The 15,857-nt window shown below is 75.9% G+C and carries 1 protein-coding gene; it reads right to left on the reverse strand.

Annotated features, from left to right (window positions below; translation table 11 throughout):
- Positions 1 to 3: 3 nt before the first annotated feature.
- Positions 4 to 15,834 (reverse strand): SDR family NAD(P)-dependent oxidoreductase, encoded by a 15,831-nt coding sequence (locus ACZ4SF_RS14645; RefSeq protein WP_468383267.1) that lies wholly within the window; start codon positions 15,832 to 15,834, stop codon positions 4 to 6.
- Positions 15,835 to 15,857 lie beyond the last annotated feature (23 nt).

A 15,857-nucleotide genomic window follows, 5' to 3' on the forward strand; every position in this document is an offset into this window, starting at 1 on the left:
TCGTCACACGGCGTCGTCGTCCCCGACGAGATCGTCGAGCGCCATGCTGATCAGGCTCTCCGCGTCCATCGCGTCGATCGATGCGCGGCCGGGCCCGCCGGCTGCCGCGGGCTCCGGCGCCGGTCGCAGTCCGGCGAGTTCCAGCAGGCTGTCCAGCAGGCCGGCCTCCCGGAGCCGTCCCACCGGGATGGCGGCGAGCGCCGCCCGCACGGTGTCCTCCTCGTCGCGCGGGCCGTCGGCGGTGCGGGGGGCCAGCTCGGCGGCGAGGTGGGCGGTGAGCGCGGCCGGGCTGGGGTGGTCGAAGACCAGCGTGGCGGTCAGCCGCAGGCCGGTGGCCTCGTTGAGCCGGTTGCGGAACTCGACGGCGGTCAGCGAGTCGAAGCCGAGGTCCTTGAAGGGCAGGCCGGCGTCGAACTCCTCGATGCCGAGCACCGCCGCGGCCTCGTCCCGCACCAGCCGCAGCAGCCGTTCGGACCGCTCTTCGGGTGTGAGCGCGGCCAGTTCGCGGCGCAGCGCCGACGAGGTGGCCGGCGCCGCGGGCCCGGTCCGGCGCGGTGCCCGTACCAGGGAGCGCAGCGGCGGGGCGATGCGGGCCGCCTCGCGGGGGGCGAGGTCGAGGCGGGCCGGCAGCAGAACCGGTTCGGCGCGGCCCACCGCCGTGTCGAACAGGGCGAGCCCCGCCTCCGCGTCGAGGGCGGGCACACCGCCGGAGGCGATGCGGCGGGCGTCGCCGTCGCCGAGCCGGTCGGCCATGCCTCCGCTGCCCGCCCAGGCGCCCCAGGCGAGCGAGACCGCGGGCAGACCGAGCGAGCGGCGGTGGCCGGCGAGGGCGTCGAGGAAGGTGTTGCCCGCGGCGTACCCGGACTGGCCGGGGCTGCCGAGCAGGCCGGCCGCGGAGGAGAACAGCACGAACGCCTTCAGCGGCCGTTCCCGGGTCAGTTCGTGCAGGTTCCAGGCGGCGTCCAGCTTCGGTCGCAGCACCGCGTCCAGCAGCTCGGACGTGAGCGTCGTCAGGACGGCGTCGGCGAGGACGCCGGCGGTGTGCACGACCGCGGAGACCGGGTGTTCGTCCAGGACCCGGGCGAGGGCGGCGCGGTCGGCGGCGTCGCAGGCGACGACGGTCACCTGTGCGCCGAGCGCGCTCAGTTCTCCGGTCAGCCCGGCCGCGCCGGGTGCGTCGGGCCCGCTGCGGCTGAGCAGCACCAGCCGTTCGGCGCCGTGCGCGGTGACCAGGTGCCGGGCGACCAGCCGGCCCAGGGCGCCGGTGCCGCCGGTGACGAGGACCCCGCCGGACCAGTCGGCCGGGACGGGTTCGGCCAGTCGTGGCGCGCGCGCCAGGCGGGGGACGCTCGCTCCGCCGTCGCGCAGGGCCAGTTGGGGTTCACCGGTGGCGGTCGCCGAGGGCAGCAGGCGGCGGGAGGCGTCGGTGTCGTCCAGGTCGGCGAGTACCAGGCGGTCGGGGTGCTCGGACTGGGCGGATCGGATGAGGCCCCATGCGGCGGCGGCGCCGGGATCGGTGACGTCCCCTGGGCCGGCGGCCCGGCGTGTCGCCACGACCAGCGTGGTGTCGGCGAAGCGGGCGTCGGCGAGCCACTCCTGCACCTGGGCGAGCAGCCGGCCGGCACCGGCCCGGACCGCGTCCGGTCCGTCGCCCCCGGTGTGGACGACGACGAGGGTGTCGGGTGCCTGTGCGGCGGCCTCGGCCAGGCCGGCGGCGACGGAGACCTCGGCGACCTCACCGGCCAGGGCGCCGGCCAGTTCCCGTCGGCCGGGGCCGAGTACGGTCCAGCGTCCGGCCTGCGGGGCCGCGGGCACGGGGACAGGCACCCAGTCGAGGGCGAACAGGTCGTCGTGTCCGCCCGCGGCGGCAGCGGCGATCCGCTCCGGGTCCACCTCGCGCAGCGACAGGGAGGCCACCCGCACCACCGGCCGGCCGGTCTCGTCGGCGGCCTCGATGCGCACCGCGCCGGTGCCGGCCGGGGCGATCCGCACCCGCAGGGCGGTCGCGCCCCGGGCGTACAGCTCGACGCCGTTCCAGGCGAAGGGCAGCGTCATGCGTTCCCCGGCTCCGGCGCGCAGCCCGATGGTGTGCAGGGCGGAGTCGAACAGCGCCGGGTGCAGTCCGTACGCGGCGGTGCCGACGGGGACGGCGACCTCGGCGTACGCCTCGTCCCCGCGCCGCCAGGCCGCCTGCAGGCCCTGGAAGCCGGGCCCGTATTCGGCGCCCAGGTCCGCCAGCCGGTCGTAGACGCCGTCCAGGTCGACGGGTTCGGCGCCCGGCGGCGGCCAGGCGGTGAGGTCGTGCACCGGGTCCGCCCCGGCGGACCGCAGCGTGCCGGTGGCGTGGGTGGTCCACGGATCGCCGTCGGCCGCGGCGGCGTACACGCGGAAGGCGCGGGCACCGGTCGCGTCCGGCTCGCCGACCGTGCACTGGAGGCGTACGGCGCCGTCCATGGGCAGCACCAGTGGTTCGGTGACGGTCAGGTCGTCCACCGCGCCGCATTCGACGCGGGCCCCGGCGGCGAGAGCCATCTCGGCGAAGGCGGTGCCCGGCAGCAGCGGCACTCCCCCGACGGCGTGGTCCGCCAGCCAGGGATGGTCGGCGAGGGACAGCCGGCCCGTGTACAGGGTGCCGTCGGTGCCGGCGAGTTCGACGGCGGTGCCGAGCAGCGGGTGGTCGGCGGCCGGACGCGGCAGGCCGAGGTCGCCGGTCATCCAGTAGCGGCTGCGCCGGAAGGCGTAGGTCGGCAGGTCCGAGCCGTCACGGTGGGGCAGCAGGGCCGCCCAGTCGACGGCGCTGCCGTGCACGTGCAGCGCGGCGAGCCCGGTGAGCAGGGCCTCGGTCTCCACGCGGTCCTTGCGCAGCAGCGGCACGACGGCCGTACCGTCGGGCAGGCACTCGCCCGCGGCCGCGGTCAGTGCGCTGCCGGGGCCGACCTCCGCGAAGTGCCGGACGCCGGCCCCGTGCAGGGCGGTGACGGCGTTGGCGAAGCGTACGGCCTCGCGGGCGTGCCGCACCCAGTAGCCGGGCGTGGACAGCTCGTCGGAGGCGGCGGGTTCGCCGGTGAGGGTGGAGACCAGCGGGATGCGCAGCGGGCCGTACGACAGGGACGCGGCGATCTCGCGGAACTCCTCCAGCATCGGCTCCATCAGGGCCGAGTGGAAGGCGTGGCTGACGGCCAGCTCCCTGGTGCGCTCGAAGCGGGCGGCGAGGGCGCGGGCCGGTCCGGCGGGGCCGGAGACGACCACGGACGCGGGCCCGTTGACGGCGGCGATGCCCACGCCGTCGCCCAGCAGCGGCGCGACCTCCTCCTCGCCGGCCCGTACGGCGATCATCGCACCGCCCTCGGGGAGGGCCTGCATGAGGCGTCCCCGGGCGGCGACGAGGGTGCAGGCGTCCCGGAGGCCGAGGACGCCCGCGGCATGGGCGGCGGCGAACTCGCCGACGGAATGCCCGGCGAGCAGGTCGGGCCGGACGTCGAACGACTCCAGCAGCCGGTACAGGGCCACTTCAACGGCGAAGAGGGCGGGCTGGGTGTACTCGGTGCGCTCCAGCAGTTCGGCGGAGTCCAGCACGTCGGCGAGCGGCCGGTCCAGCAGCGGGTCCAGGTGGGCCCGTACCTCGTCGAAGGCGGCGGCGAAGGCGGGGAAGGCCGCCGCGAGGCGGGTGCCCATGCCCGGCAACTGCGAGCCCTGGCCGGAGAAGAGGAAGGCGAGCCGGCCGTCGGAGGCGGTGCCGAGGACCCCGGACGGGGGCGTACGGCCCTCGGCGACGGCCCGGACGCCAGCGGTCAGTTCGTCCCGGGTGCGGCCGAGGACGGCGGCACGGTGGCCGAGTCGGGCACGGGTGTGGGCGAGCGCGCCGGCCAGGTGGTGCGGGTCGGTGTCGGGGGCGGTGGACAGATGCTCCAGCAGCCGGGCCGCCTGGGCGCGCAGGGCGTCCGGGGTGTGCCCGGACAGCAGCCACGGCACGGTGCCGGCGGCCTGGTCCGCGGGCTGCCCCGCCGCGTCTGCAGGCTGACCCGACGGGTCTGCGGGCCTGCCCGACGGGTCTGCAGACTGGCCCGACCGGTCTGCGGGCTGACCCGCCGCGTCTGCAGACTGGCCCGACCGGTCTGCGGGCTGACCCGCCTGGTCTGCGGGCCGGCCCGACGGGTCTGCGGGCGACCCGCCCGGCTCTTCGGCGGGCGCGGCCTCGATGATCACATGGGCGTTGGTGCCGGAGATGCCGAAGGAGGAGATGCCGGCGCGGCGCGGGCGGCCCGGGTCGGGCCAGGGACGGGACTCGGTGAGCAGGCGGACGCCCGCGCCCTCCCACTCCACGTGCCGCGAGGGCCGGTCGATTCCGAGGCTGGCGGGCAGCGTCTGGTTGCGGATGGCCTCGACCATCTTGATCACACCGGCGACACCGGCGGCGGCCTGGGTGTGGCCCAGGTTGGACTTGACCGAGCCGAGCCACAGCGGACTGTCCGTGCTGTGCTCGGCGCCGTAGGTGGCGATCAGCGCCTGGGCCTCGATGGGGTCGCCGAGGGTGGTGCCGGTGCCGTGGGCCTCGACCACGTCGACCTCGCCGGGACGGACGCCGGCCACCTGCAGGGCGCGCCGGATGACACGCTGCTGGGCGGGGCCGTTGGGGGCGCTGATGCCGTTGGAGGCGCCGTCCTGGTTGACGGCGGTGCCGCGCAGCACGGCGAGGATCCTGCGGCCGTTGCGGCGGGCGTCCGAGAGCCGCTCCAGCAGCAGGACGCCGGCTCCCTCGCCGAAGCCGGTGCCGTCGGCGGCGTCCGCGAAGGGCTTGCAGCGGCCGTCCCGGGACAGGCCGCGGTGCCGGCTGAACTCCACGAACGTGCCCGGGGTGGCCATGACGGTCACGCCGCCGGCCAGCGCCAGCGAGCAGTCGCCCTGCCGCAGCGACTGGGCGGCCAGGTGCAGGGCGACCAGCGACGAGGAGCAGGCCGTGTCGACGGAGAGGGTGGGCCCCTCCAGGCCCAGGGTGTAGGCGACGCGGCCGGAGACCACACTGCCGGAGCCGAAGCTGCCGAAGTAGTCGTGGTACATCACGCCCGCGAACACGCCGGTGTCGGAGCCGCGCAGGCTTGCCGGGTCGATGGAGGCGCGCTCCAGCGCCTCCCAGGAGGTCTCCAGCAGCAGCCGCTGCTGGGGGTCGGTGACCAGGGCTTCCTCGTCGTCCATGGCGAAGAACGCCGGGTCGAAGTCGGCGGCGTCGTACAGGAAGGAGCCGTGCCGGGTGTAGCTGGTGCCCGGACGGTCCAGCGTCGGGTCGTACAGGTTGTCGACGTCCCAGCCGCGGTCCGCGGGGAACTCGCCGACGGCGTCGCGGCCTTCGGCCACCATCCGCCACAGGTCCTCCGGCGAGCCGATGCCGCCGGGGAAGCGGCAGGCCATGCCGACGACGGCGATCGGTTCGTCGGTGGCGGCGTCGCGGGGCGCGGGGCGGGCGGTGGGCTCGGCGAGCGTGCCGGTGAGTTCGCCGAGCAGGTACGCCGCCAGTTCCGCCGGGGTCGGGTGGTCGAACACCAGGGTGGCGGGCAGGCGGAGGCCGGTGGCCGCGTTGAGCCGGTTGCGCAGTTCCACGGCCGCCAGGGAGTCGAAGCCGAGTTCCCGGAAGGCCAGGGTGCGGCCGACGTCCTGGGCGGAGCGGTAGCCGAGGACGGCCGCGACATGGCTTTGCACGAGTTCGGAGAGGAACGGTTCGCGCTCACCCTCCAGCAGCCCGGCCAGGCGCCCCCGCAGGGCTTCGGCGCCGCCGGCCGTGCTCTGCCCGGTGGCCGCACCGGCCCGGCGCACGGGTACGAGGGTGCGGAACAGCGGGGCCAGGCCCTCGCCCTGGGCGCGCAGGGCGGCCAGGTCGAGCCTGACCGGCAGCACGGCGGGGTCGTCGCCGCGCAGGGCGGCGTCGAAGAGGGCGACGCCCTCCGTGGTCTCCAGGGGGGCGACACCACCGCGGGCGATGCGCGTGAGGTCCGCCGCGTCGAGCGTGCCGGTCATGCCGCCGGCCTGCGCCCACAGGCCCCAGGCGAGGGAGTGCGCGGGCAGCCCGAGGGCCCGGCGGTGCACGGCGAGCGCGTCCAGGTAGGCGTTGGCGGCTGCGTAGTTGGCCTGGCCCGGCGAGCCGAGCGTGGCTGCGGACGAGGAGAACAGCACGAATGCCGACAGGTCCAGGCCGGCGGTGAGTTCGTGCAGGTGCCAGGCGGCGTCGGCCTTCGGCCGGAACACCGCGTCGATGTGCTCCGGGGTCAGCGAGGCGAGCACGCCGTCGGCGAGGACGCCTGCCGCGTGGATCACGGCGGACAGCGGCCGGTCGGCGGGTACGGCGTCCAGCACGGCGGCGAGCGCGGCCCGGTCGGCCACGTCGCAGGCGACGCTCGTCACCTCGGCGCCCAGCCCGGTGAGCTCGGCGACGAGGTCGTCGGTGGCACCGCTCCGGCTGAGCAGCACCAGATGCCGGACATTCCGCTCGGCGACGAGATGCCGGCCGAGGATCCGGCCGAGGGCGCCGGTGGCCCCGGTGAGCAGGACCGTCCCGGTGCCCAGACCGCCGGCACCGGGGGCGGGGGTCGGGTCGTCGGCTGCGATGCTCGGGTCGCCGGCGCCTGGGGCGGAAGCCGGCTCGTCGGCTCCGGCGCTCGGGGCTCCGGCGCCTGAGGCGGAAGCCGAGTCGTCGGCTCCACTGCCCGCGTCGCCGGTGCCCGGAGCGGAAGCCCGCCCGGCGGCTCCCGTGCTCGCGTCGCCGGTGCCGGGGGCCGGGTCGCCGACGTCGAGGGCTGTGCCCGATGCAGCGGCGACGCGGGCCGTGCCCGGCGCAGCAGCGACGGGAGCCGGGTCCGGGTCGCCGTTGGGCACCCGGGCCAGTCGCGGCACCAGCCAGGAGCCGTCCCGCAGGGCCAGATGCGGCTCCCTGGTGGCGACCGCCTCGGCGAGCCGCTCGGCTTCGGGCACCTCCGCGGCTTCGGCCTCGACGAGGACGATGCGGCCGGGATTCTCGGACTGGGCCGAGCGAACCAGGCCGCCGACCGCGGCGCCGGCCGGATCGGTGCCGGTGACGACGACGAGGGTGACGTCGTCGTCGGCGAGCCGGGTGCGCAGCTCGTGCAGGACCGTGTCGACAGCCGCCCGCGTCTCGGCGGCGTTCACCCCGGCCGGGGCAAGCACGACGTCCAACGCCCCGGCGGCAGCCGTGGCGGCAGGTGCCGGCACCCAGTCGACGCGGTACAGCGCGCCCGCGCGGGCCGAACGTGCCGCGGCTTCCAGCGACTCGGTCCTCAGGGGCCGCAGCGTCAGCGACTCGACGGTTGCGACGGGCGCGCCCGTGGGGTCGGCGAGCGTGAGCGAGACGGTGCCCTCGCCGGTGGGCCGGACGCGGACACGCAGCGCGGTCGCGCCGGTGGCGTGCAGCCGTACCCCGGACCAGGCGAACGGCAGCAGGGCCTCGTCGCCCGCGGCGTCGGTGAGACCGACGGTGTGCAGGGCGGCGTCCGACAGGGCCGGGTGCAGCCCGAAGCCGTCGGGTACGGCGTCGGTGGCGACCTCCGCGTACAGGGCGTCCGCGGTGCGCCAGGCGGCGCGCAGGCCCTGGAACAGGGGGCCGTAGGCGAGGCCGAGGGCGGCGAGTTCGTCGTACAGGCCGTCGAGGGTTACGGGTTCGGCGCCCTGCGGGGGCCATGCGGTGATCGGGTCGGCGGTGACCGGGAGGGTGCCGGTCGGGGCGAGCAGTCCGTCGGCGTGCCGGGTCCAGGGCAGGTCCTCGTCGGCGCTCTCCGGGCGCGACCAGAGGGTGACCGGGCGGGTGTCGCCCTCGGGCGCGCCGACGACGGCCTGGAGCTGGACGGCGCCGTGATCGGGCAGGACCAGCGGTGCGTGCAGGGTGAGTTCGGCGATGTCGCCGCAGCCGACCTGGTCGCCGGCGCGCAGGGCGAGTTCCAGGTGCCCGGTGCCGGGGAAGAGCAGCCGGCCGCCGACCCGGTGGTCCTCCAGCCACGGCTGGGTGCCCGGGGAGAGGCGGCCGGTGAGGACGGCGCCCTCGCTGTCGGCCCGTACCATCGCGGCGCCGAGCAGGGCGTGGTCGGTGGGGGCGAGGCCGGCGGAGGTGACGTCGGCGCCGCTCGCGGTGCTGTCGAGCCAGTACCACTCGCGCTGGAAGGCGTAGCCGGGCAGCGGGACGCGGCGTGGCCGGCGGCCCTCGGCGACGGCGGTCCAGTCGACCGTGGCGCCCTGGGTGAAGGCCTCGCCCAGGGAGGTCAGCAGCCGGTCCCGGCCGCCCTCGTCGCGGCGCAGGGAACCGACGGCGGCCACGGCGTCGTCGGTCTCCTGGATGCCGACGGTCAGCACCGGGTGCGGGCTGGACTCGATGAAGAGGTGGTGTCCGTCGGCGACGGCGGCGCGCACCGCCTGCTCGAACAGCACGGTTCCGCGCAGGTTGGTGTACCAGTAGCCGGCGCCGAGTTCCGCGGTGTCGACCGGGCCGCCGGTGACCGTCGAGTAGAACGGCACCTGGGTGCTGCGCGGCTCGATGCCGTCGAGGACGTCCGCCAGACGTTCGCGCAGGGTCTCGACGTGGGCGCTGTGGGAGGCGTAGTCCACGGGCAGGCGCTTGGCGCGGACCTTCTCCTTGCGGAGCTGCGCCAAGAGTTCGTCCAGGGCGTCGGGGTCGCCGGACACCACCGTGGAGGCGGCGCCGTTGACGGCGGCGACCGACAGCCGGCCGTCCCAGGACGCGAGCCGGGTACGGACCGCGTCGGCGCCCTCGCCGACGGACATCATGCCGCCGGAGCCGGACAGCAGTTCGGCGATGGCCTGGGAGCGCAGGGCGACGACGCGGGCCCCGTCCTCCAGCGACAGGGCGCCGACCGCGCAGGCCGCGGCGATCTCACCCTGGGAGTGGCCGATGACGGCCGCAGGGGCGACGCCGTACGCGCTCCAGGTGTGCGCCAGGGACACCATGACGGCCCACAGCAGCGGCTGGACGACGTCCACGCGGTCCGGGTCCCCGCGCAGCTCGGTGGGGAAGTCCCAGTCCGTGTACGGCGCGAGCGCTGCGGCGCACTCGGCCATGCGGGCGGCGAACACCGGGGACTCGGTGAGGAGTTCGGTGGCCATGCCGGACCACTGGGAGCCCTGGCCGGGGAAGACGAACACGGGCCGGGCGCGGCCGGCCGCGGTGCCCTCGGCGAGGTTGCGGGCGGTGGTGCCGTCGGCCAGCGCGGCCAGGGCGTCCCGTAGTTCGGCCGGGCCGGCTCCGGTGATCGAGGCCCGGTGGGCGAAGCGGGCCCGGGTGGTGGCGAGCGACCAGCCGATGTCGGACGGGTCGAGTCCGGGGTGCGTGTCGAGGTGGCCGAGGAGCGCGGCGGCCTGCCCGGCGAGTGCGGCGGGCGTCCTGGCGGTGAGCAGCCAGGGGACGGCGAGGCCCTGAGGTCCGGCGGGTTCCGGCTCGGCGGGTGCGGGTGGGGCCTGTTCGAGGATGACGTGGGCGTTGGTGCCGGAGATGCCGAAGGAGGACACACCGGCCCGGCGCGGACGGCCCTGCTGTGGCCAGTCCCGCTGCTCGGTCAGCAGCCGTACCTTCCCGGCGTCCCAGTCGACCTTGGTGGACGGCGCGTCGACGTGCAGGGTCTGCGGCAGGACCCCGTGGCGCATCGCCATCACCATCTTGATGACGCCGGCGACCCCGGCGGCGGCCTGCGTGTGCCCGATGTTGGACTTGACGGACCCGAGCCACAGCGGCTCCTCGCGGTCCTGGCCGTAGGTGGCCAGCAGTGCCTGCGCCTCGATCGGGTCGCCCAGCGTCGTACCGGTGCCGTGTGCCTCCACCGCGTCCACGTCGGCGGTGGTGAGGCGGGCGTTCTCCAGGGCTTCGAGGATGACGCGTTCCTGGGAGGGGCCGTTGGGGGCGGTGAGCCCGTTGGAGGCGCCGTCCTGGTTCACGGCGGTGCCGCGGACGACGGCCAGGATCGGGTGGCCGTTGCGGCGGGCGTCGGAGAGCCGTTCCACGACCAGGACGCCCACGCCCTCGCCCCACACGGTGCCGCCGGCCGCGTCGGCGAAGGCGCGGGTGCGGGCGTCGGGAGCGAGCGCGCCCTGCCTGCTGAACTCGATGAACGTCTCCGGGGTGGCCATGACGGCGACGCCGCCGACCAGGGCGAGGCCGGACTCGCCCTGCCTCAGCGACTGGGCGGCCAGGTGCAGCGCCACCAGCGAGGAGGAGCAGGCGGTGTCGACGGACAGCGAGGGCCCTTCCAGGCCCAGGGTGTAGGCGATACGGCCGGAGATGATGCTGCCGGAGCCGAAGCTGCCGAAGTAGTCGTGGTACTGGACACCGGCGAACACCCCGGTTCGGCTGCCCTTGAGGGTGTGCGGGTCGATGCCCGCGCTCTCCAGCGCTTCCCAGGAGGCCTCCAGGAGCAGCCGCTGCTGCGGGTCCATGACGAGGGCTTCCTTGGGGCTGATACCGAAGAACGCGGCGTCGAACTCGCCCGCGCCGTGCAGGAATCCGCCCTCGCCGACGTAGGAGGTGTCGGGGCGCTGCCGGGTGGGGTCGACGATACGGTCCACGTCCCAGCCCCGGTTCGCGGGGAAGGGGGTGATGGCGTCGGTGCCGTCGGCGACGAGCCGCCACAGGTCCTCGGGCGTGCGGACGCCGCCCGGGTAGCGGCACGCCAGACCCACGATCGCCAGCGGTTCGTCCGCGTGTGCCCTGCCGCTGTGCCGGCTGCCCCGGCGGGCCGCGGTGCGGGCGCCGCCGACCAGGGTGCCGAGGTGGGCGGCGAGTGCTTCGGGCGACGGGTGGTCGAAGACGAGGGTGGCGGCCAGCCGCTGGTCCAGCTCGGCGGAGAGGGAGTTGCGCAGCTCGATGGCGGCCAGCGAGTCGAAGCCGAGGTCCTTGAAGGCCCGGTCGGTCTCGACGCTGCCCGGGTTCGCATGCCCGAGGACGGCGGCGACGTGGGCGCGGACCGTGTGGAGCAGCGCCTCCGCGCGTTCCTCGTCCCCGAGTGCGCCCATGCGCTCGGCGAAGGTGAGACCGGCGCCCTCGGCGGCGGCGTCCCGGCGTACCGGGCGGCCGGCCAGGGCGCGGAAGACGGGCGCGAGGCCGGTGCCCTGGGCGCGCAGCGCGGGCAGGCTGAGCCGCACCGGTGCCAGGGCGGGCCGTCCGGACCGCACCGCCCGGTCGAACAGCGCGGTGCCGTCCTCGGTGGACAGGGCGGTCATGCCTCCGCGCGCCATGCGGGCGTGGTCGGCCTCGTCCAGGGAGCTGGTCATGCCGCCGGACGGAGCCCACGGCCCCCAAGCCAGCGACAGCGCAGGGGCGCCCTGGGCGTGGCGGTGGGCGGCGAGGGCGTCCAGGAAGGCGTTGGCCGCGGCGTAGTTGCCCTGGCCCGGGGCGCCGACGGTGCCTGCGACGGACGAGAACAGCACGAACGCCGAGAGGCCGGCGGTCAGCTCGTGGAGGTGGAGGGCGCCGAGCGCCTTCGGGGCGAGGACCGCGTCGATCCGCTCGGGGGTGAGCGAGGAGACCACGCCGTCGTCCAGGACACCGGCGGCGTGCACGACCGCGGTGAGCGGGTGCTCGGCGGGGATGCCGGCCAGGACGGCGGCGAGAGCGTCCCGGTCGGCGACGTCGCAGGCGTGGGCGGTCGCGGTCGCGCCGAGCCCGGCGAGTTCGGCGATCAGGTCGTCGGCCCTGCCCGACCGGCTGAGCAGCGCGAGGTGCCGGACGCCGTAGGCGGTGACCAGGTGGCGGGCGAGCACCGGGCCGAGGCCGCCGGTGGCCCCGGTCAGCAGGACGGTGCCCTCGGGGTCGAGTTGCGGCTCGGTGAACTCGGCGGGTGGTCCGGCGTGCACCAGCCGGGCCGCGCGGGCGGTGCCGGAGCGCAGTGCGAGCTGCGGTTCGCCGGAGGCGAGCACGGCCGGCAGGACGTCGGTCGCGTCCGCGCCCGGTTCGAGGTCGAGCAGCAGGAACCGGTGCGGGTTCTCTGACTGCGCGGACCGCACCAGGCCCCATACGGCGGCGCCCGCGAGGTCGCAGACGTCCTCCCCCGCGACGCTCACCGCGCCCTGCGTGACGACGACCAGCGGGCGGGGGTCGTCGTCCTGGAGGGCCGTGAGCGCGGCGTGCAGTGCCTTTCGTACGGCGGTGGCTTCCGTCCCCGGCGTGCTGTGCAGCACCCGGTGGCCGGTGGCGGGGGCGTCGGCGTCCAGGGGCAGCGGCTGCCAGTCGAGCGCGTACAGGGGGTCGGGGCCGGTGTCCCGCGCGGCGCGCAGGTTGGTGAGCGGACGGGAGGCCAGCGAGGTGACCGTGGCGACGGGGGCGCCGGTGGCGTCGGCCAGGTCGACGGCGAAGGCGTGCGGCCCGGTGGGAACCAGCCGGGCGCGCAGCACGGAGGCGCCGACGGCGTGCAGGGTGACGCCCGCGAACATGAAGGGCAGCCGGGCGGTGTCGTCGGCGGATCCGTCGCCGAGCAGGGCCAGGGAGTGCAGGGCCGCGTCGAAGGCGGCCGGGTGCAGGCCGAAGCGGGGGGCGTCGGCGGCGGGCCGCTCGGGCAGCCGTACGTCGGCGAACACCTCGTCGCCGCGCCGCCAGGCGGCGGTCAGGGCCTGGAAGACGGGCCCGTACTCCAGTCCGGCGGCGGCGTGCCGCTCGTACAGGCCGGTGGTGTCGAGGGGTTCGGCGTCCTCGGGGGGCCAGACGTCGAGGCGGGTGCCCGGGGTGCCGGGGCCGGCGCCGAGGAGGCCGGAGGCGTGCAGGGTCCACGGCTCGTCGACGGGCAGGCTCTCGGTGCGGGCGTACACGTGCACCGTACGGGCCCCGGCCGCGTCGGGCGCCCCGACGGCGACCTGGACGCGGACGCCGTCGTCCGGGGGCAGCACCAGCGGTATTTCCAGGGCGAGTTCCGCCAGGTGCCCGCAGCCGACCTGGTCACCGGCGCGGACGGCCAGCTCGACCATGGCGGTGCCGGGGACGACGACCGAGCCGCCGACGACGTGGTCCGCGAGCCAGGAGTGGGTGCGCAGCGAGAGCCGGCCGGTGAGCACGGCGCCGTCGGAGTCGGCCAGCACGGTGGCCGCGCCGAGCAGCGGGTGGTCGGCGGAGTCGAGGCCGGCGGACCCGACGTCGCCGACCGGTGCGGTCGTCTCGGGCCAGAACCGGTCGCGCTGGAAGGCGGTGGTCGGCAGGTCGACGGTGCCGGCGCCGGTGAACAGCGCCGTCCAGTCCACTGCGGCGCCGCCCGCGTACATCTGGGCCAGGGCGGTGAGCAGGGTCTCGGTCTCGTCGCGCTCGCGGCGGCTGGCGGCGGCCAGCACGGCGTCGGTGCCGGTGCCCTCTGCGGCCAGGCACTCGCGGGCCATGGCCGTGAGCACGGCGTCCGGACCGAGTTCGAGGAAGCGGGTGACACCTTCGGCGGCGAGGGAGCGTATGCCGTCGTGGAAGCGGACCGCCTCGCGCACGTGCCGTACCCAGTAGTCGGGGGTGGCGATGTCCTGCGTGGCGAGGGCGCCGGTGACGTTGGAGACGACCGGGACGGTGGCCCGGTGGAAGGTCAGGGACTGCACGACCGACCGGAATCCGGCCAGCATCGGTTCCATGAGCGGCGAGTGGAAGGCGTGCGAGACCTTCAGGCGCCGGCTCTTGTCGAAGCGGGCGGCCACCGCCTCGGCCTCGGCGGCGTCGCCCGAGATCACCACGGAGCCGGGGCCGTTGACGGCGGCGATGGAGACCCGCTCGGTGAGCAGCGGGCGGACCTCGTCCTCGGTGGCGCGTACGGCGATCATCGCGCCGCCCTCGGGCAGCGCCTGCATGAGCCGGCCGCGGGCGGCCACCAGCGTGGTCGCGTCCTTCAGGTCCAGGACGCCCGCGACATGGGCGGCGGCGATCTCGCCGATGGAGTGCCCGGCCAGGTAGTCGGGTGTGACGCCCCAGGACTCCACCAGCCGGTACAGCGCGACCTCGAAGGCGAACAGCGCGGTCTGGGTGCGGGCGGTGCGGTGCAGCGGCTCGGGGTCGTCGCCGAGCACCAGGCCGTGCAGCTCGTCGTCGCCGAAGAGCGCGCAGATCTCGTCGAAGGCACGGGCGAACACCGGGAAGTGCGCGTGCAGTTCCCGGCCCATGCCGGCCCGCTGTGCGCCCTGTCCGGTGAACAGGAAGGCGGTCTGTCCCTTGCGGACACGGCCGGAGGCGGCACCCCGGCCCCCTTCGGCGACCCGGGTCATGGCCGTCACGAGCGCGTCCCGGTCGGTGCCGAGGACCACGGCCCGGTACTGGTGGGCGGTGCGGGTGGCGGCCAGGGAGTGCGCCACGTCCACCGGGTCCAGCTCGCCTGCGGCGGCCACCAGGCGGGCGGCCTGCTCGCGCAGGGCGCGCTCGGTACGGCCGGAGACCACCCACGGCACCAGGGGCGGCGCCGTACGGGGCCCGGCTTCCGCTTCAGCCGGTTCTTCGGCGGGGGCTTCCTCCAGGATGGTGTGCGCGTTGGTGCCGCTGGCGCCGAAGGAGGAGACCGCGGCCCGGCGGGGACGGCCGGGGTCGGTCCAGGGCCGGTTGCCGGTCAGCAGCCGGACCTGGCCCTGGCCCCAGTCGACCTTGGTGGACGGCTCGTCGGCGAACAGCGACTTGGGCAGGACCCGGTGCCGCATCGCCATGACCGCCTTGATGATGCCGGCGACACCGGCCGCGGCCTGGGTGTGCCCGATGTTGGACTTCACCGACCCGAGCCACAGCGGGGCGTCGGCCGGCCGGTCCTGTCCGTAGGTGGCGAGCAGTGCCTGGGCCTCGATCGGGTCGCCCAGGGTGGTGCCGGTGCCGTGCGCCTCCAGCAGGTCCACGTCGGCCGGGGAGAGCTGTGCGCCGGCCAGCGCGGCGCGGATGACGCGCTGCTGGGAGGGCCCGTTCGGCGCGGTCAGGCCGTTGGAGGCACCGTCCTGGTTGACGGCGGAGCCGCGGACGACGGCGAGCACCTCGTGTCCGTTGCGCCGGGCGTCGCCGAGCCGTTCCAGCACCAGCATGCCGGCGCCCTCGCTCCAGCCGGTGCCGTCCGCCGCGTCCGCGAAGGACTTGCAGCGCCCGTCGAGGGCGAGGCCGCGCTGCCGGGAGAAGGCGATGAAGTTGCCCGGCGTGGACATCACGGTCGCGCCGCCCGCGAGGGCGAGGGTGCATTCCTTGTTGCGCAGCGCCTGCACGGCGAGGTGCACCGCGACGAGTGCCGAGGAGCAGGCGGTGTCGATGGTGACGGCCGGACCCTCCAGGCCCAGGGTGTAGGAGATGCGGCCGGAGATCACGGCGGCCAGGACGCCGGTGCCGAGGGCTGCCTCGCTGTCCGGGGTGTGTGCCAGCAGGTCCTTGTAGTCCTGGCCGTTGGTGCCGGCGAACACCCCGATCCGGGCGCCTTGCGCCGAGTCGGGGGCGATCCGGGCCCGTTCCAGGGCCTCCCACGACACCTCCAGCAGCAGCCGCTGCTGGGGGTCCATCGCGACCGCCTCGCGGGGGCTGATGCCGAAGAAGTCCGGCTCGAACCCGGCCGCGTCGGCCAGGAAACCGCCACGCGTCAGGTAGGTCCTGCCGGTGGCGTCCGGGTCGGGGTCGTACAGCCCGTCGACGTCCCAGCCCCGGTCCTCGGGGAAGTCACCGATGGCGTCGGTGCCGTCGTGGACGAGCCGCCAGAACTCCTCCGGGGTGGTCACGCCGCCGGGGAAGCGGCAGCTCATCCCGACGATGGCGATGGGTTCCCGGTCCTGGGTCTCCACCTCGCGCAGCCGCTGGCGGGTCTGGGCCAGATCGGCGGAGACCCGCTTGAGGTAGGAGAGCAGCTTTTCGTCGTTGGTCATCGGGTGTCGCCACTCCTGTGCGA

The organism is Streptomyces sp. NPDC027663 (genome assembly GCF_055566415.1).

What these genes read in the sequence shown, in the direction of transcription:
- ACZ4SF_RS14645 (WP_468383267.1), bottom strand. Translation starts at nt 15,834, where the DNA reads ATGACCAACGACGAAAAGCTGCTCTCCTACCTCAAGCGGGTCTCCGCC.